This is a genomic window from Candidatus Poriferisodalis sp., from assembly GCF_965208555.1.
GTDB lineage: Bacteria > Actinomycetota > Acidimicrobiia > Acidimicrobiales > Poriferisodalaceae > Poriferisodalis.
In genome coordinates, this window is sequence record NZ_OZ242342.1 from 779,195 (window position 1) to 797,745 (window position 18,551).

Here is an 18,551-nt window from a genome sequence, read left to right on the forward strand (position 1 = left end):
GCTGGCGACGCTGCCGGTGGGCCGTCGCGGCGCTCACCTTCGGTCTGGCATCTCTCATGGCACCGGCGGCTCTCGGGGCCGCCGTGGCCGAGTCGCACGCGTGGGTCGAAGAGCCGATCGCCGGACCATGGGCACCTTCGACGCTCATCGACGAGCCCAAGTCCCGCTGGCGCGAGCCCCTGCCCGCCGGCGTCGATTCGCTGGCCTTCCCGCATTTCACCGGATCGGAGTTCAACGAGCTGTTCACCACGGCAGAACTGCCGAATCTGTCGCCAATCTCGGCCACGCCACCGATCACCGAATCGGCGGAGATGGACGAGCAGGTCCGTGCAGAAGCCATCGAGCGCGGCTACCAGCGCCGGTCGCTGCCGGCGAACTACGCGCTGATGCGCCTCATCGATGACGGCCTCGCGCTGCAGCGTCCCGCCGCTGCTGCATGGCTGGCCCTGCAGCAGGACGCTGCCGACCACGGCTTCGAGCTGGAGTTGAACTCCGCCTACCGGGGGCACCGGTACCAGCGAGAAGTGTTCCTGCGCCCGCTCGAAGCCCCGTACGAGCTCGACGACCTGGCAGCACGCTTGGAGATGTCGGCGCCTCCGGGCTACTCGAAGCACCACACGGGGTACGCCATCGACATTTCCCAAGAAGGGCACTATCACTTCGGCTCCTCACCCGCATATGAATGGATATCGGCCGACAACTTCGCCAATGCGAAGAAGCACGGCTGGATCCCCAGCTACCCGCCCGACGGCGGCCGCCAGGGCCCGGTGCCCGAACCGTGGGAGTTCACCTATGTCGGCGTGGAGGCAATTTTGTGCTTCCACCAGCCCCCCGCCGGCGACGATCCCCTCTGCAGCAACTGAACGGCCGGCCCGGGAGCGGCGGCACATGGGCGAGTAGCGTCTTGCGGATGGCTGAGACTGCAACCGAGCGGCGTGAGGTCGATACGGACCTCCTGAAGAAGCTCGCCTTCCAAGTGTGGACCTACAAGAAGGGCGAGATGGTGTCGGCGATGCTGCACATCGGCGACCAGCTCGGACTGTTCGCAGCCCTCTCCGAGACGCAACCTGCCACCAGCCATGACGTCGCCGAGGCCAGCGGCCTCCACGAGCGACTGGTGCGGGAGTGGCTCTACGGCGTCGCCGCGGCAGGTCTCGTCAATCACGACGACGGCGCGTTCTCGTTGTCGCCGGAGGCCGAGGCGCTGCTCGTCGATGAGGAGGGCTCGCTGCACTTCGCCATGGGCGCCTTTCGCGGCGGGCTCGGCGACGACGTCTTGGACCTGATCCTCGACTCGTTCCGCACCGGCATCGGCATGACCTACGAGCAGCAGGGTCCTCGGGCCGCTGCCGGCTTGGCCCGCACCACCGGGCCGTTCAGCCGCCAGAACCTCACGTCGGTCATCTTGGGCGGCCTCGACGGCGTGGTGGCCAAGCTGGAACGCGGCGCCAAAGTGCTGGACGTGGGCTGCGGCGCGGGCGTGTCAGCCTGCCTGATCGCAGAGAAGTGGCCGAACACCGAGGTGGTCGGCTTCGATCCATCGGCCATCGCCGTACACCAGGCACAAGAGCGTGCCGAGGATGCGGGCCTGGAGAACACCACCTTTGTCGAGGCCGGTGCCGCCGATGTACCGGCCACGGGCGACTTCGATCTGGCGCTCACGTTCGACTGCCTCCACGACATGCCCCGTCCCGATCTCGCGCTGGACGCCATCCGGGCCGCGCTGGATGCCGACGGCACGCTGCTCATCAAGGACATCCGCTCCAAGGGCGACTTCAACCAGGACCAGCGCAACCCGATGCTGGCCATGTTCTACGGCTTCTCCATCACAAGCTGCCTGCAGTCGGCGCTGAGCGAGCCGGGCGGCATGGGACTGGGCACCCTCGGCCTCTATCCGGACAAGGCCCGGGAGATGACGGCGGCGGCGGGATTCACACGCTTCACCGAGCACGACTTCAGCGACGCCGCAAATCTCTATTACGAAGTCCGCCCCTGACGCTCCCGCTCGAAGAACCGGTGCGGGTGGCGTGACCCGCGAACCATCACGACGGCCGTGAGAATCTCAGCCTCGAGATACTGGCGGTGGCCGACCTCGCTGGCGTAGTGCCGGAGCAGGCGCACCGCGGCGTCCCGCTCGATCGCTGTCTCGACCGTTTCGGCCTCCGGTTCGGCCAGCAGTGCGATGCGCTCTTCCAGGTTCTGGCCGCCGCTGGGCGCGCACACGAACTCCAGCGTGGCCCGCGAGCCGTTGAAGCCGAGCGTCACCTGGGCCCAGCGCCGCAGGCCGGCGAGCGCCGACCGGGACTGCTCGCTGATCACGGCGAGCGCCTCCTCCGCGGCCGCCTCCAGCCTCTGCACGCTGCGGGTGTCGCACCCGCGTCGCTGTGCGAATGCCGTCACGAATTGCCGCAGCTCTGTGGTGCTCGCAGCGGTGAGCTCGATTTCGAGGCTTGCCCGCCGGTCCACCAAGCTGTTCGCCACCGCAGCGATGACGAGCACCAGGCTTCCCGCTGTCAACCCGTTCTGCGAGATGGCCTCCCACACCGCACCCTGCGGGAACGAGAGCACGCCGAACTCCACGCTCAGTCCCACTGCGAGCGGAGCCACGATGACCACAGCGTCACGCACGCTGCGCAGGCGCTGCACTGAGCTGATGACGACACGCACCACCAGGGGCACGAGGGCCACGATGACGTAAGCGGCCAAGATCGGCCGCGGGATCGCAACCGCAATGGCCCACAGCTTGGGCACGAACGCCGCCACCAGAAAGAAGCAGCCGGCGACGATGCCCACGCGGCGCGACGCGCAGCGGGTCTGGTTGATGAACGCGGGCCCCACCCCGGCGATGGTCACCGGCAGCGAGCCTGCGGCGCCCGACAGGATGGTGCCGGCACCGGTGCGCCAGTTGGCACGCTGCAGCTCCCGGAAGTCCAGCGCGCGCGGCGTCCGCCACGACACCAGCCGGGTGTTGGAGGAGACGCCCTGAGAGCGAACGAGGATCGCGAACGAGACGATCAGGAACGAGGGCAGCATCGTCACGAAGGTCTGGAGCTCGATATCGGCGCCCGGGCTGCTGCCGATATCGGCCAGGCCCACCCACGCAGCGTCGGCCACGAGGTCGAAGTCGTAGGCGCCCACGGCGATGGCCCCGACCAGTCCGGCCCCCAACCCCGCGGCCGGGGCCCAGATGCGCCACGACTTCGGCGCCCACAGGGCGATGACCACGATGATTGCCACGGTCACCAGCACGCTGATGGGTACAAACCAGTCGAGGCGGGCTTCCAGCGAGGTGCCGACGTCGGCGAGCACCGGCACCAGCGATGCGAACGCCAGGATCAGCACGGTGCCGCGCACCTGCGGCGTCACCACGCGGCGCAGGTACGAGAGCCGCAGGCCGATGGCGATCTGGAACACGCCGGAGACCACGACGAGCGCCGCCAGCGTCGCAGGGCCGCCACTGGCCAGCGCCAGGATGCAGAACGGCAGGCTGACGAGATCCACCGTCGCCACGTAGAGGCTCTCGCTGCGGAGCCGCCCGAGGCGCATGGTCAGCAGCAGGGTGGTGACACCGCACACGACCATGGAGGCCACGACCGCGCGCGCTGCCACCGCATCGGTCTCGCCGGCGAGCTGGGCGACGAGCGCTGGCAGGATCGCCAGCGGCACCACCATCAGCAGCGACAGCTGTCCGGCGATGCCCGCGGCTATCCGTCCGGTCGGGAACTCATCCGGCTCGTACGTCGGTGCCAGCGGGGCACCACCCGCAGTCACGCAAAGACCTTAGTATTCAAGCAAATTCACTGTCGAAGCTGCATTGCTCAGCGACGCGTGCCGGCTCCCTGAGGCACGGCGAGTCAAGCCTCTAGATTGAGAACCCCGCCGTTCGGCGCCGCACTGCCCGCGCAGTGGCGACCACCTGCCGACGGCGCCGCCAGCAATCCGGGAGTTGTCCATGGCCGTTTACGCGAGTACGCCGATCGAGTTGATCGAAGGTGTGTACGCCGGGCTGGCCGATGCCGTGGCGTTCGGGCGTGAGCGGCTGGGCCGCGCGCTCACGCTGTCGGAGAAGATCCTGATCGCGCACCTGTCCCACCGTGAGCAGGAGCTGGAGCGAGGCGCCTCCTACGTGGACTTGGCACCCGATCGCGTCGCCATGCAGGACGCCACCGCGCAGATGGCCTGGCTGCAGTTCATGACTGCCGGGCTGGACGAAGTGGCGGTGCCCACCACGACTCACTGCGACCATCTCATCCAGGCTCGCGAGGACGGCAAGCGCGACCTGCTCGCAGCGTCTGAGAACAACGAAGAGGTCTACGACTTCCTCGAGAGCGTGTGCGCCCGCTACGGCGCCGGCTTCTGGAAGCCGGGCAGCGGCATCATCCACCAGGTCGTGCTCGAGCAGTACGCCTTTCCCGGCGGGATGATGATCGGCACCGACAGCCACACGCCCAATGCCGGCGGTCTGGGCATGGTGGCGGTCGGTGTGGGCGGCGCTGACGCCGTCGACGTGATGACCGGATTCGCCTGGAACGTGCGCTGGCCCAAAGTCATCGGCGTGCATCTCACCGGCGAGCTGTCGGGCTGGAGCGCGCCCAAGGACGTGATCCTGAAAGTCGCCGAGATCCTGACCGTTTCGGGCGGCACCGGGGCAATCGTGGAGTACTTCGGCCCCGGCGCCGAGTCGCTGAGCGCCACCGGCAAGGGAACGATCTGCAACATGGGTGCCGAGATCGGTGCCACCACGTCGCTGTTCGGCTACGACGCCGCCATGGCCCGCTACCTGACCGCGACGGGCCGAGCCGACGTCGCCGCCGCTGCCGACGCGGTCGCCGAGCATCTGCGCCCGGACGACGACGCGATGGCCGACCCGGTCGCCCACTACGACCAGGTGATCGAGATCGACCTGTCGCAGCTGCGCCCGCACATCAACGGGCCCCATACGCCCGACCTCGCCCGGGAGGTGTCGGCCCTGGGGGCAGAGGCCCAAGCCGAGGGCTGGCCGCTGCACATCAGCGCAGCGCTCATCGGCAGCTGCACCAACTCCAGCTACGAGGACATCACCCGCGCCGCCTCGATCGCGCGTGATGCGGCTGCCAAGGGGCTGCGGGCACGGACGCAGCTGCTCGTCACGCCGGGCTCGGAGCAGGTCCGCGCCACCATCGAGCGCGACGGGCTGCTGGCCGACTTCGAAGCGCTGGGCGCCACGGTGCTCGCCAACGCCTGCGGTCCCTGCATCGGCCAGTGGGACCGTTCCGGCGACGAGAACTACGTCCCCGGCCAGGCCAACGTGATCGTCACGTCATACAACCGCAATTTCCCCAAGCGCAACGACGGCGATGCCGCAACGCTGGCGTTCGTCACCTCACCCGAGACCGTCATGGCGCTGGCGCTGGCGGGAACACTCGATTTCGATCCGGTCGACGGCGTGCTGCACAACGATGCCGGGGAACCGGTCACGCTGCCGACCCCGGTGGGCGTCGAACTGCCCCCGGCCGGCTTCGATCCCGGCGAGAGCGGATTCGTGGCCCCGCCGACAGACCGAGGCGGCGTCGAGGTGCGAGTCTCGCCGACATCGGACCGTCTGCAGGTGCTCGCGCCGTTCGAGGCGTGGGACGGCGACGACTATGCCGACCTCCCGGTGCTGGTGAAGGCCAAGGGCAAGTTCACCACCGACCACATCTCGATGGCCGGCCCCTGGCTTCGCTACCGGGGTCACCTCGAGAACATCTCCGGGAACCTCTACCTCGGTGCAGTCAATGCCTTCGACGGCTACGACGTCGGGCATGGCAAGAACCAGTTGACCGGCGAGACGCAGCCCTACCCGGAGATCGCGAAGGCATATCACGAAGCCGGCGTGAACTGGGTGGTGATCGGCGACCAGAACATGGGCGAGGGCTCGAGCCGCGAGCATGCCGCCATGGAGCCACGCTTCCGGGGCGGCCTCGTCGCGCTGTGCCGCAGCTTCGCCCGCATCCACGAGACCAACCTGAAAAAGCAGGGCATGCTCCCGCTCACCTTTGCCGACCCGGCTGACTACGACCGCATCGGCGAGGACGACCGGATCTCGGTGCTGGGGCTCGCCGATCTGGCGCCCGGCCGCCCCGTCACCGTCGAGGTGCGCACGCCGTCGGGCGACACCTTCTCGTTCGAGGCCAACCACACCTTCAGCGCCGATCAGGTGCAGTGGTTCAAGGCGGGCTCAGCGCTCAACATCATCCGGGCCTCGCTCTGAGCGAGCCCCGGGGCCCGAGCGGCCCGCGAGCGCCAGCGAACAAGAGCGGGCAGCACAGCGCGAGGAAGCCGGCCCGGGGGGTGGGCCGGCTCCTTCGCTGAGGTCGCTGGGCGTGGGGGACGCTTCGACCTGTTGCCGGTCGGAGCGGGGGCTTCCGATCCGGCACTCGCCCGCCTGGGTGGGGGGACACCGTGCGGCGGTGCGATATGTGAAGCGGTTTGGGGTAACCGCTCACGAGCAAATTACCGTGGGTTTCGCTATCGGGCCAGCAGTTAGCGCAGATAGTTTCAATCTCTTTTGGAGATGACAAGCAGCCGGGCGCTAGCGTGCCTGCATGGACCTGAAATACTTGGACGCGCTGGCCGCGGTTGCTGCACACGGCCGGTTCTCGGCAGCGGCACGAGCGCTGCACACCGTGCAGTCGAATGTGTCCAGCCACGTCGCAAAGCTGGAAGATGAGCTGGGCGCGGTGCTGGTGGATCGCGCCGCGGGATCACTGACGCCCGAGGGCGAGGTTGTGCTGGCCCGCACCAAACGGATCAACGGCGAGATTGCGGCCATGCGGGCTGATGTGGCCTCGATGACGTCGCATGTGACCGGCGACGTTCACCTGGGCATCATCGGCACACCCGGACGGTGGCTGCTGCCGCCGTTCTTGGACGAACTGCGCCGGCACCACCCAGATGTCGACGCCACCGTCGTCGACGCCACGACACTGGCACTCACCCGCCTGCTCGAGGGCGGCGAACTCGACCTTGCGGTGGTGAACGCACCGCTGGATCACGAGGAGTTGATGGCCACGCCGCTGTTTGCCGAGGACTTCGTGGTCATCGCCCCCACCGGGCATGCGCTGGCAGCCCTCGGTGATCGCGAGGTGAGCTTCGCCGAGCTTGAACAGCACGAGCTGCTGCTCGGGCCTCCGGGGTCGGTCATGCGCATGCTCATCGACTCTGCTGCGGCCCGGCACGGAGTGGCGCTGCGGACGATGGCGCAGCTCGATGGCATCCGGCTGACCGCCACGCTCGCCTTCCAGGGCTACGGCCCGGCCATCGTGCCCATCACCTCCATCCCGGTCTGGACCGATCGCGGCGACTGGAGCGTGCTGACCGTGGCAGATCTGCCCCCCCGTCAGGTCGCGCTGGCCATCCGTCGCCGGGGGATGCTCTCGGCACCTGCGGCAGCCGCGCGCGACGTGCTGCGCTCGGTAATGCGCAGCGTGTCGCGTCGTATCCCCGGTGTCACCGCCTCGTAACCTCACCACAGTGGATCTGCAGCTGCGCGCTGGTGCTAGCGGACATGTCACGGCCGGCATCGCCACCCTCGGCGAGCGGACGGCCATGCTCATCTCCGCCGACAGTCCCCACCGGCGCGGCGCGCTGTCGCCCGCCGACAGCGAGACCATCGTCGCCGGCCTGCAGACGGCGCTCGCCAAGCGCCTGCCGGTGGTGCTCATGCTGTCGTCCAGCGGCGCCGACGCCCACCACGGCGTCGCTGCGCTGCACGGCTGGGGCGAAGCGGCGCGGGTGCTCGTGCGGTGCTCGGGAGTGGTTCCGGTACTGGCCGGGGTGACCGGACAAGCCATCTCGGGCATTGCCCTGCTGATCGGGCTGTCCGATGTCGTCGTGATGTCCGACGACGCCTACGCCTTCGTGAGCGGCCCGGTTCCGGTGCGCGAGATGACCGGCGTGGCCATCGGGCCGGACGAGCTCGGCGGCGCCCCGATTCATGCCAGCGCCTCGGGAACGGCGTCCGCCGTGACGTCCGTCGACGGGGTGCTCGATGTGCTGACCGAGATCTTGAGCTACCTGCCATCGCACTGCGACGAGCTGCCGCCGCGCATCGAGACCGGCGATCCGCGAGATCGCCTGACTGTTGGCGCGGGCGAGATGCTGCCGTCCCAGCCGACGGGTGCCTACGACGTGCGCGACGTCATCACCGAACTCGTCGACGAGGGCTGCCTCACCGAGCTGCGGGCGGGGTGGGCACCGAACCTCGTCACGGGCTTCGCCACGCTCGGCGGCTACTCGGTGGGCGTGCTCGCGAACCAGCCGATGAGCATCGCCGGCACGCTCGACATCGCCGCCAGCCAGAAGGGTGCTCGCTTCGTCAACTTCTGCGACGCCTTCGGCCTGCCGCTCGTCACGCTGGTGGACACGCCCGGCTTCTACCCCGGCAAGGACCTGGAATGGCGCGGGATGATCCGCCACGGCGCCCAGCTTGCCTTCGCCTATGCCCGCGCCACGGTGCCGCGGGTCGCCGTGGTGCTGCGCAAGTCCTACGGCGGCGCCTACATCGTCATGGACTCCAAGACGATGGGCAACGACGTGTACCTGGCGTGGCCCAGCGCCGAGCTGGCCGTCATGGGCGCATCCCAAGCGGCCCAGATCCTTCGCCGCGGCGCCGACGAGGACGAACTTGCCGACTATGTGACCGAGTACGAGGACACGTACCTGAATCCGTACGTCGCGGCCGAGCGCGGATACGTCGACAGCGTCATCGATCCTGCCGACACGCGTCGTGAGCTCATCGACACGCTCGACATGCTGGCGACCAAGCGCGAGCGGCTGCGCCAGCGACGCCACGACAACGCTCCCCTCTGACCGACGCACCCGCGAACAGCGGGCCCAATTCGCGGCGAAGCGACATTTTGGGTACATTCGGCGGCGCGAACGAGGGGGACTGATGGCGCAGGACAGCTTCACGATCACCGACAACCGCACAGGAGAGTCGGTGACCGTTCCCGTGGTCGACGGCACGATCTCCGCGACCGCACTGCGCGAGCTGGACCGTGGCCTGTGGTTCTACGACCCTGCCTATCTCTCCACAGCCAACTGCGATTCGAAGATCACCGAGATCGACGGCGACGCGGGAATCCTGCGGTACCGCGGCTACCCCATCGAGCAGCTCGCCGAGCAGTCCAGCTTCCTCGAAGTGGCCTACCTGCTCATTCACGGCGAGCTGCCGACCGAGGCCGAAGCCGCAGAGTGGATCCACCACATCACGTTCCACACCTATGTGCACGAGGACATCACGCGCTTCATCAAGGGCTTCCGCTACGACGCCCACCCGATGGGCACGCTGGTCTCCACCATCGCGGCGCTGTCCACCTTCTACCCCGAGGCCAAGGACATCGACGACCCGTACACGCGGCTGGTCCAGATCATCCGGCTGATGGCCAAGATGCCCACGATGGCGGCGTTCACCTACCGCAACCGGATGGGGCTGCCGTACGAGTACCCGGTCAACCATCTGACCTATACCGGCAACTTCCTGCGGATGATGTGGAACGTGGCCGACCCCGACTACGAGCCCGACCCGACGCTGACCCGAGCGCTCGACGTGCTGTTCATCCTGCACGCCGACCACGAGCAGAACTGCTCCACCACCACGATGCGCACGGTCGGATCCAGCCGTGCCGACCCGTACTCGGCGGTGGCCGCGGCCACCTGCGGGCTGTACGGGCCGCTGCACGGTGGTGCGAACGAGCAGGTCATCCGGATGCTGCACGAGATCGGCACCTTCGACAACGTGGCTGCCTACGTCGAGCGGGCGAAGTCCGGTGACGTGCTGCTGCAGGGCTTCGGGCACCGGGTGTACAAGAACTACGACCCGCGGGCCAAGATCATCAAGGAGACCGCGGACGCGGTGTTCAAGGTGACCGGCCTGAACCCGCTGCTCGACATCGCCATGAAGCTCGAAGAGGTGGCGCTCAGCGATTCGTACTTCAAGGACCGGCGCCTGTACCCGAACGTGGACTTCTACTCGGGGCTCATCTACGAGGCGATGGGCTTCCCGCTGGACATGTTCACTGTTCTCTTTGCCATCGGGCGGACGCCGGGCTGGCTGGCGCACTGGGTGGAGATGCTCGGCGACCCCGAGCAGAAGATCTACCGGCCCCGCCAGAAGTACACCGGGCCCGGCCAGCGCGACTACACCCCGATCGAGAACCGCTAGCCGTCACGCCTGCGTGCGCCAAACCGGCATCAAACGGTGCGCGAAATCAGCGTCATGACCTGCGCCAGCTCCGGCAGTCAGCTCACGTCCAGCAGGATCTTGCCGACGTTCGCGTTGGCGGCCATGTAGTTGTGTGCTTCGGCGATGTCGTCGAGCGCGAAGCGCGAGTCGATGATCGGCCGCAGCGACCCGTCGTCGAAACGCGGCAGCAGCTCGGCACAGAATCGCTGGTTGGCGTCGATCTTCTGCTCGATGGGTCGTGATCGCAGCACGGTGCCGATGAGCGCCGCCCGCTTGGGCAGCAGGGCGCCGAGCGCGAAGGTTGCTTTCGGCTCGCCCATGACGCCGACTTGGATGATGCGTCCCTGGACGCGCACCGAGGCGATGTTGCGGGCCAGGTAATCGCCGCCGATCACATCCAGCACCACGTCCACGCCTTGGCGGGCCGTCCATGCCGCGACCTCGTCGGCAAAGTCAGTCTGCGTGTAGTCGATGACGAGGTCGGCGCCGAGATCGGTGCAGGCTGCGACCTTGGACGTCGAGCAGGTGACCGCGATGCGGGCGCCGATGGCATTGGCGATCTGGATGGCGGCGGTGCCGACGCCCGATGCGCCGGCGTGCACCAGCGCAGTGCCGCCCGAGGTCAGCCCGCCCTGGGTCACCAGCGCATCGTGGGCCGTCATGAACACCTCGGGAATGGCTGCGGCCTCGCGCAGATCCACCCCCGACGGGATGCGCTGCAGCATCCGCTCGTGGGTCACGACCTGCTCGGCTTTCGCCCCACCCGACACGATGCCCATGACCTCGTCACCCACCGACCAGCCCATGACGCGCTCGCCCAGCGCGGCGATGGTGCCTGCGAACTCGAGTCCCGGGATCTCGAACTCAGGCTTGGGGCCGGGTGCCGGGTACAGGCCCATCCGCTGGAGCAGGTCGGCGCGGTTCATCGCCGAACAGGCCACGTTGACCTGCACTTCATCTGGCCCGGGCACAGGATCCGGCACGTCCTGCACCCGCAGGACATCGACGCCGCCGTATTCGGGTATCACCACTGCACGCATGAGCGGCGACGGTACTTCGGAAGTGATTACCCTGCGAGCCCGTGCGTCGGGATGCTCGTCAAGATGCGGTCGTCACCTTGGAGGGCGCGAGGAACTGCCGTGACCTCGGCGGCTACCCGGCCGAGGGAGGCCGCCATGTGCGGATGGGCGCGCTGTTCCGTTCTGATCGCCTGAGCACGCTGACCATCGACGATCTCGAAGAACTCGGCAGCCGGGGCATCCGCACGGTGATCGACTTTCGTGCCGGGCCCGAGATCGAACGGGATCGTTCGCGGCTGTGGCCCGGCGTGAGTGCGCACATCTCGCTGCCGGTGGGCGACACCGTGGACGGCGACATCAGCATGGTGGAACAGATCTTCGAGGGACGGCTGCGGTCGGTCAGCGAAGACGACATGGCCGGGCTGTACCTGCAGATGATCGGCACCTACGGCGAGCGGTTCGCTCAGCTCGTGTCCATCGCCGCCGATGTCGATCACCTGCCGATGCTGTTCCACTGCACCGCCGGCAAGGACCGCAGCGGGATCGCTTCAGCGCTCCTGCTGGAGGCACTCGGCGTCGACCGTGAGGCGGTGCTGGATGACTACTGCCTCTCGAACGAACTGCGCTCGCACCAGCGCATCATCGAGCTGACGCCGGAGTTCGCCAAGATCGGCATCGACATCGACGACGTGCGGGCCATCCTCAGCGCGCCGCGCGGCGTGATGGCAACGGTGCTGGCGGAGCTCGATGACCGCTACGGGCGACTGTCCAACGGCAGCGCGGCGACGGGTGTCGAGGGTTACCTGCTCGCGCATGGCCTCGACCCTGCGTCCTTGGAGATGCTGCGAGCGAATCTGCTGATCTGAACGTGATGGCGGCGAGCGTCCGCCGGAAGCGCCGGTTTCGGCCCCGCCTACAGCGTCGGCTACAGGTCAGTGCGGTACAGGTAGCGGATGTCCCAGTAGCCGTACAGCGTCGGCGTGGTGTTGCCGAACACGTTGCGCACGGCGCCCAGCCGCTCGCTGAGCGTCGTGAAGATCAACGGCACGTGGGTCGCTGCGATGGCCTGCGCCTCGCGGTAGAGCTGGACGCGCTGGTCGTGATCGAGCTCGCGGCTGGCCTCGATATAGAGCCGGTCGATCTCGGCTTCCCAGCCGGTGGCGGGCTCGTCCTGGAACGGATGCCACAGGTGCAGCGCCTGGGAGCTGTGCCACAGGCCGATGCCGCTGTAGGGATCGGGACCGCCGGTGAAGCCGATGACCATCGCCTCCCAGCCATAGGTGGTGGTGAGTTGTCTCACCAAGTCTCTGAACTCGATCGCCTTGTAGGTGACGTCGAGACCCACCTCGGCCATTCCGTCGCGGATGATTTCGGTGACTGCCTGGCGCACGGCATTGCCGTCGTTGGTCACCAGCGTGAACGAGATCGGGTTGCCCAGGTCGTCCTCGCGGATGCCGTCTCCGTCGGTGTCGATCCACCCCAGGTCGTCGAGGAGATCGTTCGCCTTGTCGATGTCGTGCGGGTAGCGACGCACGTCGGGATGGTGGAAGTCACCGGCCGCCGGGCTCACCGATGACCACTGCTGGTAGCCCAGCCCATGCTGGATGCTGTCGATCATGGTCGCCTTGTCGAGCGTGTGGGCCACCGCTTGACGGAACTTCACATTGGTGAACCAGTACAGCTTGGTTGGGTCCACGAACGGCTCGCCTGCGTCGTTCGTGCCCGGATTCTGGTTGAAGGTCAGGAACGTGGTGCCGAAGCCGGGGCCACGGCGGTGCAGGGTGAAGTTCTCCGCCTCAGCCAGCGGCTCGAGCAGCGCGTACTCCTCGCCCAGAACACCGTGGAAGTCGGCGGTGCCGTCGCGGAACAGCGCCAGCTCGGAGGCCAGGTCCGGCACCACGATGTGGACCACCTTGTCCAGGTACGGGAGCTGCTGGCCGTCGGCGTCGGTCTGCCAGTAGTCCGCGTTGCGCTCGAAGACGATCCGCTCGCCGGGGGTGTACTCGCCGATGGTGAACGGTCCGGTGCCGATGATCTCGGACGGGTCGGTGTCGATGTCCCAGAACTCGGTGAACGTGCCGGCCTCTATGGGTCCTTCCAAGATGTGCTTGGGGTAGATGGCCGTGCCCATCGAACGCAGGAACGGTGCGAACGGCTGGGGCAGCACGAACTCGACCGTGTGGTCGTCGAGCGCTTTCACCTTCATCTGCGATGTTTCCCACGCCCCGTCATCGTTGAGGTGGCGGAACTCGAAGGTCGCACGGCTGGACGCGTTGAAGTCGTCGTTGTAGGTGATCCGGTTGAACGTGAAGTCCACGTCGTGCGCGGTGAACGGCGTCCCGTCATGCCACATCACGTCCTGCCGCAGGTGGAACACCCAGCGCTGGCCGTCGTCAGAGCGTTCCCACGACTCGGCCAGCAGCGGCTCGACCTCGTCGTCCAACCACGATGTCTCGGTGAGGCCTTCGAACAGGTAGCCCAGCACGTTGGACGAGCCAGCGTCGTTTGACAGCGCCAGGTTGAGGGTCAACGGCTCGGAGATCGTGGCCAGCGTGAGTGCGCCTCCGCGGGTGCCGAGCTCGTAGGAAAACTCATCAGCATTTCGGCGCAGATCATCCACGATCGCACGAGTCATCGCCGTCGCGGCATCGAGGCAGAAGTCCAGCCCGAGGCTGCCCAGATCGTCGGCCAGGAACTCGGCGTAGCGCCACTCGGCAGGGATGCAACCGCTGAGCGTGTTGGTGCCGCCGAGCATGACTTGTTCGAGGTCGGCGAGCGTGCCGAGCCCGGTCGGGATGTCGCCGGTGAGCCGGTTGCCTTGTAGCCAGAGCCGCCTGAGGCTGGCAAGCCCGCTGAACTCAGTCGGGATCGGGCCGGTGAGCTGGTTGCCGTCGAGATAGAGGCGCCGCAGCTTGGTGAGGTTGCCGAGCTCGGCGGGAATGGAGCCGGTGAGCTCGTTGCCGCGGAGCCACATCTCGGTCAGCTCGACGAGATTGCCGATCTCGGCCGGAATCTCGCCCGTCAACTGATTGTCGTCGAGGTCGAGCCGTGCGAGCTTGACCAAGTTGCCGAGCTCGGCGGGGATGGGGCCAGTGAGCTCGTTGTGCCACAGGTTGAGCCGTGTGAGCGAGCTGAGCTTGCCGAGCTCGGTCGGGATCTCGCCGCTCAGCCGGTTGTATCGCAGGAAGAGGATCCGCAGGTTCGCCAAGTCGCCGAATTCAGTGGGGATGGGGCCGTCGAGGTCGTTGAAGCTGAGCGAGATGCGTTCGAGACTGCCCATGCCGCCGAGCTCGGGCGGGATGTGGCCAGTCAACCCATTCCTGGACAGGTCCAGGTTTGCCAGCGAGTCCAGTTCCGCCAGCGCCGCGGGGATCTCCCCGGACAACTGGTTGTCGTGCAGGACGAGGTGTCGGAGGTTGCTCAGCCGGGCCAAGCCTGCGGGCAGCGTCCCCGTCAGCGAGTTGCGGCTGAGATCGAGGCTCTCGAGCCGGCCGAGCTTGCCGATGCTGGCTGGAATGGATCCGGTCAGCAGGTTGTTCGCCATTTGCAGGCTGCGAAGTGTCGCAAGGCGGGTGATGGTGACGGGGATCTCGCCGGACAGGCGGTTGTTGGAGAGATCGATCTCGGTCAGCTTGGTGAGATTCGCGACCGCCGTCTTCAGCGGGCCGGACAGCTCGTTGTCATTCAGCCGCAGCTCGCGCAGCTCGGTCAGATCCCACAGTGCGTAGGGGATCTCCCCGTAGAGCACGTTGTCGCTGAGGTCGAGGTACTTCAGCTTCGTCAGTGCTCCCATGGCGCTCGGGATGCGGCCGGTCAGCAGGTTGCGGTCGAGGCGCAGTTCGGCGAGGCGTTCTGCGTCCGCGAGCGCAGCGGGAATGGCACCCGAAAGCTGGTTGTCGCCCAGGTTCAGGATCTGGAGCTTGCCGAGCTCGCCGATCTGGCTCGGGATGGCACCGGTGAGCTGGTTGCGCTCCAGCCGGAGTTCCTTGAGCCGCGCGAGCTGACCGATTTCGGGCGGGATCTGACCCGCCAACTGGTTGCCCTCCAGCCGCAGGTAGCGCAGTTCGTCCAGATCGCCCAACTTCGGGGGGATGGCGCCGGCGAGTTGGTTGTGCTCGAGCCGCAGATCCCTGAGTTCGGCGAGCCGGCCCACGTCGGCGGGAATCTCCCCGGACAGCCGGTTCTCGCTGATGACGAGATACTCCAGCTCGTCAAGGTCGCCCAGCTCTGCGGGGATCGGCCCGGAGAGCTCGTTGCCGAGCAGGTTGAGTGTGGTGAGCCGCGACAGCTCGCCCATCTCGGCGGGCATCTGGCCCGAGAGGGAGTTGTTGGACGCATCGAACCACGTCAGGCTGGCGGCGTCGCCGATGTCGGCAGGAATGGCGCCGGAGAAGCTGTTGTTGCTGATATCGAGCCACTCCAGACTGCCGAGTCGGCCGATCTCGGCAGGAATCTCGCCCCAGAACAGGTTGTCGCTGAGCACCAGGCGCGATAGCTGGGTCATGTTTCCCAGCTCGGGAGGCAGCGGGCCTGACATGCGATTTCCTCGCACGTCAAGGACACGCAGATTCTCGAGTTGCCACAGCTCGGCGGGGTTTCTTCCCCACAAGGCGTTGTGCTTGACGTCGAGCAGCCACAGGTTGCTGAGATCGCCGATTTCGGCGGGAATCTGGCGATACAGCCGGTTGTTCTGCAGATCGAGCACCCGGAGGCTCGTGAGATCACCGATGGCCCGGGGAATCTCGCCGTGGATGCCGTTGTCGCCCAAGTCAAGGCGTTGCAGGCGCGTGAGCTGGCCGATCGTCTCCGGAAGCTCGCCCGACAGCCCGTTGGACGCCAGCTCGAGCCGCACCACCCGTCCGTCGCTGTCGGTGGTCACTCCGTGCCACTGTCCGAGCGGCGCCCCGGAGCCCCAGAGGTCGTTGCGGCTCCAGCCATCCCCGCCGGTTGCCGCAAAGAGCTCCTCAAGCGCCTCGCGGTCCGACCGTACGTCGCCGTGCTCGCTGGCCGCGGCTGGAATTGCCAGCTGCAACGTCAGCACAGCGACGAGTGAGATGGCTGCGGCCTTGGCCGCCATGCCGCGACGGGCTCGGGTCATCGGTATGTCCTCGTTCGGGGGCACCGGGCTCGAAACAGCGGGAGCGGTGCCGCGTTCGTGGACAGTACAGGCGGGCCTCGCGCCGGACGCGGCACTTGGATCCGGCGTAGACCGGGGCCGCAAACGTGTTTCCAAATAAGGTCTCGGCGATGGACTACCGCTGGCCCCAAGAGCTGACCGACCTGGCCGACGAGGCGGCCACATGGGTGCGCGAGGCCACTGCCGATCTGTTCACCATCGACGACTGCTGGCTAGTGGGCTACTCGGAGGAGTTCACGCTGCGGCTGGGCGAGCGCGGCTGGATCGGCATGTGCTGGCCGATCGAAGCCGGCGGCGACGGGCGGCCCGAGGTCGAGCGGTTCGTGGTCACCGAGCAGCTGCTGCTCGGCGGTGCGCCGATGGCCAGCTCGTTCTTCCCCGACCGCCAGATCGGCCCGGTGTTGCTGACCTACGGCAGCCCGGAACAGCAGGCGAGGTTCCTGCCGGAGATGCGTGCGGGGCGGTCGCGCTGGTGCATCGGGATGTCCGAGCCGGATGCGGGCTCCGACGTCGCGGCCATCGGCACGACGGCGGTGCGGGACGGCGATCGCTTCATCGTGAACGGACAGAAGATCTGGACGAGCGGCGCCGCCACGGCGAACTGGTGCTACCTGATCTGCCGCACCGACCCTGCCGCTCCGCCGCACAAGGGCATGAGCGAGCTGATCGTGTCGATGGACACGCCCGGCATCGAGGTGCGGCCGATCCAAGATGCCTCGGGCGACGCTCACTTCAACGAGGTGTACTTCGACGACGTGGAAGTGCCCGTCTCCCACCTCGTGGGCGAGCTCAACAACAGCTTCTCCCAGACGATGCGCCAGCTCGAGCACGAGCGGGGCGGCATCGACCGCCTGGCATCGAACCAGCGGCTGTACCTGGACATGAAGGACCGGGCCGACACCTCCGACCCGCTCGTCCGGCAGCGGATGGCCCGTATCGAGACCGGCTACCGCATCGGCCGCGACATGGTGCTGCGCAACGTGCTGCGCCAGACGCCGTTCCCGCAGTACTCGGCGGTGACCAAGACGTGGTGCACCGAGTTCGAGCAGGAGGTCTCTCGCTTCGTGGGCGACGTGGCGGGCGCCGAGACCATGCTGGCGAACCGGGTGTCGCGCAACGTGGTGTATGCGCCCGCCTACACGATCATGGGCGGGACCACGCAGATACTGCGCAACATCATCGGCGAGCGAATCCTGCGGCTGCCCCGCGAGCCCCGCGGCTAGCGCCCGAGGCTCGCCGGGCGCGCGCTGGGGCTAGGGAGCGAAAATCCAGCTGTTCGGCTGGTCGCCGGTCTTGATGCGGCCTGCGGTGCGGCCAGCGAAGTGAGTGCCGATGATGAGACGGCCGTCGGCCCATCGCGGGTAGGCGTCGAGGCGGGTTGCGGTGGAGCTGCCGTCGCGGCTGTAGTCGGCGGAGGATGCCAGGTCGGGATGCGCGAACTGGAGGGGGTGGTGGGTCATGTCGCCGGTAATGACGGCGCGCTCGCCCGCCGATTCGATGATGACGCTGACATGTCCAGGCGTATGGCCAGGAGTCGATTCGAACCAGACCTCCTCATTGATGCGGTGGTCGGGGGCCACGAGGTCGCCGAGGCCGGCGTCCATGACCGGCTCGACCGAGTCTTCGAACACGGGGCCATAGTCCTGCGGCTCGGCGCGCCAGTAATCGAACTCGTTCTTCACGAACAGGTAGCGGGCGTTGCCGAACGTGGGCACCCACTCGCCGCCGACGAGGCGCGTGTTCCAGCCGACGTGATCCACGTGCAGGTGGGTGCAGGCCACGGCGTCGATGGTTTCAGGGGCGAATCCGGCAGCAGTGAGGTCTTCGAGGAAGGGCGTGGAGAGCTGCTCGAACGGCGGCGCACCCGGGCGAGACTTGTCGTTGCCCACGCAGGTATCGACGACGATGCGCATGCCCGCCGATTCGACCACCAGAGAGTGCATCGACAGGCGCATGCGCCCGTCGTCGGTGACGAAGTCGGGCCGCAGCCAGTCATAGTCGTCAATGAGGTCTTCCGCCCCCGGCAGCAGGACTGCGAAGGGCCAATGCACCTCCAGCTCGGAGATGCGGGTGATGCGGACATCACCCACCGTCCAGGTGATCGGCGCGGACTTCTCGACGGTCGGCATCGTTGGAACTCCTCGTTGCGGCGGCGGGAGCGCAGCGCTGGTCCCCGCTGGTGCGGCGG

At 67.4% G+C, this 18,551-nt stretch carries 12 protein-coding genes; 8 read left to right on the plus strand and 4 right to left on the minus strand.

The features are described from left to right. The first annotated feature begins 56 nt into the window (after nt 1–56). The gene (locus ACOGXE_RS03610; protein WP_419932583.1) at nt 57–863 is read left to right on the plus strand and encodes a M15 family metallopeptidase; all 807 of its coding nucleotides are present in this window, start codon (nt 57–59) and stop codon (nt 861–863) included. 47 nt (nt 864–910) lie between these two features. Continuing rightward, the gene (locus ACOGXE_RS03615; protein ID WP_419932584.1) at nt 911–1,996 is read left to right on the plus strand and encodes a class I SAM-dependent methyltransferase; all 1,086 of its coding nucleotides are present in this window, start codon (nt 911–913) and stop codon (nt 1,994–1,996) included. On the opposite strand, the gene ACOGXE_RS03620 is transcribed toward ACOGXE_RS03615, so the two are convergent. Beyond that, nucleotides 1,978–3,771, minus strand: coding sequence for a solute carrier family 23 protein (locus tag ACOGXE_RS03620; RefSeq protein WP_419932585.1), 1,794 nt, complete (start codon nt 3,769–3,771; stop codon nt 1,978–1,980). The two genes, ACOGXE_RS03615 and ACOGXE_RS03620, sit on opposite strands and share 19 nt — an antisense overlap. 181 nt (nt 3,772–3,952) lie before the next feature. Between ACOGXE_RS03620 and ACOGXE_RS03625 the strand changes: the two genes are divergently transcribed. From ACOGXE_RS03625 to ACOGXE_RS03640, 4 genes are all read left to right on the plus strand, one after another. Further along, nucleotides 3,953–6,232 carry an aconitate hydratase gene (locus ACOGXE_RS03625; protein ID WP_419932586.1) on the plus strand — a complete coding sequence of 760 codons (2,280 nt, stop codon included), beginning with the start codon at nt 3,953–3,955 and terminating at the stop codon, nt 6,230–6,232. Between the two features lie 334 nt (nt 6,233–6,566). Then, nucleotides 6,567–7,484: a LysR family transcriptional regulator gene (locus ACOGXE_RS03630; RefSeq protein WP_419932587.1), complete on the plus strand. Its 918-nt coding sequence runs from the start codon at nt 6,567–6,569 to the stop codon at nt 7,482–7,484. A 10-nt stretch (nt 7,485–7,494) separates the two neighbouring features. Beyond that, the gene (locus ACOGXE_RS03635) at nt 7,495–8,832 is read left to right on the plus strand and encodes an acyl-CoA carboxylase subunit beta (RefSeq protein WP_419932588.1); all 1,338 of its coding nucleotides are present in this window, start codon (nt 7,495–7,497) and stop codon (nt 8,830–8,832) included. A gap of 82 nt (nt 8,833–8,914) precedes the next feature. Continuing rightward, nucleotides 8,915–10,186 carry a citrate synthase gene (locus ACOGXE_RS03640; protein WP_419932589.1) on the plus strand — a complete coding sequence of 424 codons (1,272 nt, stop codon included), beginning with the start codon at nt 8,915–8,917 and terminating at the stop codon, nt 10,184–10,186. 77 nt (nt 10,187–10,263) lie between these two features. Here the strand turns inward: ACOGXE_RS03640 and ACOGXE_RS03645 are convergent, their stop codons facing one another. Further along, on the minus strand, nt 10,264–11,247 hold the full coding sequence (locus ACOGXE_RS03645; RefSeq protein WP_419932590.1) for an NAD(P)H-quinone oxidoreductase: 984 nt from the start codon (nt 11,245–11,247) through the stop codon (nt 10,264–10,266). A 41-nt stretch (nt 11,248–11,288) separates the two neighbouring features. On the opposite strand from ACOGXE_RS03645, the gene ACOGXE_RS03650 reads away from it, so the two are divergent. Continuing rightward, nucleotides 11,289–12,092 (plus strand): tyrosine-protein phosphatase, encoded by an 804-nt coding sequence (locus ACOGXE_RS03650; RefSeq protein ID WP_419932591.1) that lies wholly within the window; start codon nt 11,289–11,291, stop codon nt 12,090–12,092. 59 nt (nt 12,093–12,151) lie between these two features. Here ACOGXE_RS03650 and ACOGXE_RS03655 read toward each other — a convergent pair whose 3' ends face one another. Continuing rightward, nucleotides 12,152–16,324: an ABC transporter substrate-binding protein gene (locus ACOGXE_RS03655; RefSeq protein WP_419932592.1), complete on the minus strand. Its 4,173-nt coding sequence runs from the start codon at nt 16,322–16,324 to the stop codon at nt 12,152–12,154. Nucleotides 16,325–16,473: 149 nt separating this feature from the next. Between ACOGXE_RS03655 and ACOGXE_RS03660 the strand changes: the two genes are divergently transcribed. After that, nucleotides 16,474–17,586, plus strand: coding sequence for an acyl-CoA dehydrogenase family protein (locus ACOGXE_RS03660; RefSeq protein ID WP_419932593.1), 1,113 nt, complete (start codon nt 16,474–16,476; stop codon nt 17,584–17,586). Between the two features lie 30 nt (nt 17,587–17,616). On the opposite strand, the gene ACOGXE_RS03665 is transcribed toward ACOGXE_RS03660, so the two are convergent. Next, the gene (locus ACOGXE_RS03665) at nt 17,617–18,492 is read right to left on the minus strand and encodes an MBL fold metallo-hydrolase (protein WP_419932594.1); all 876 of its coding nucleotides are present in this window, start codon (nt 18,490–18,492) and stop codon (nt 17,617–17,619) included. Nucleotides 18,493–18,551 lie beyond the last annotated feature (59 nt).

What these genes read in the sequence shown, in the direction of transcription:
- ACOGXE_RS03625 (WP_419932586.1), top strand. Translation starts at nt 3,953, where the DNA reads ATGGCCGTTTACGCGAGTACGCCGATCGAGTTGATCGAAGGTGTGTAC.
- ACOGXE_RS03660 (WP_419932593.1), top strand. Translation starts at nt 16,474, where the DNA reads ATGGACTACCGCTGGCCCCAAGAGCTGACCGACCTGGCCGACGAGGCG.
- ACOGXE_RS03645 (WP_419932590.1), bottom strand. Translation starts at nt 11,247, where the DNA reads ATGCGTGCAGTGGTGATACCCGAATACGGCGGCGTCGATGTCCTGCGG.
- ACOGXE_RS03615 (WP_419932584.1), top strand. Translation starts at nt 911, where the DNA reads ATGGCTGAGACTGCAACCGAGCGGCGTGAGGTCGATACGGACCTCCTG.
- ACOGXE_RS03655 (WP_419932592.1), bottom strand. Translation starts at nt 16,324, where the DNA reads ATGACCCGAGCCCGTCGCGGCATGGCGGCCAAGGCCGCAGCCATCTCA.
- ACOGXE_RS03610 (WP_419932583.1), top strand. Translation starts at nt 57, where the DNA reads ATGGCACCGGCGGCTCTCGGGGCCGCCGTGGCCGAGTCGCACGCGTGG.
- ACOGXE_RS03630 (WP_419932587.1), top strand. Translation starts at nt 6,567, where the DNA reads ATGGACCTGAAATACTTGGACGCGCTGGCCGCGGTTGCTGCACACGGC.
- ACOGXE_RS03640 (WP_419932589.1), top strand. Translation starts at nt 8,915, where the DNA reads ATGGCGCAGGACAGCTTCACGATCACCGACAACCGCACAGGAGAGTCG.
- ACOGXE_RS03665 (WP_419932594.1), bottom strand. Translation starts at nt 18,492, where the DNA reads ATGCCGACCGTCGAGAAGTCCGCGCCGATCACCTGGACGGTGGGTGAT.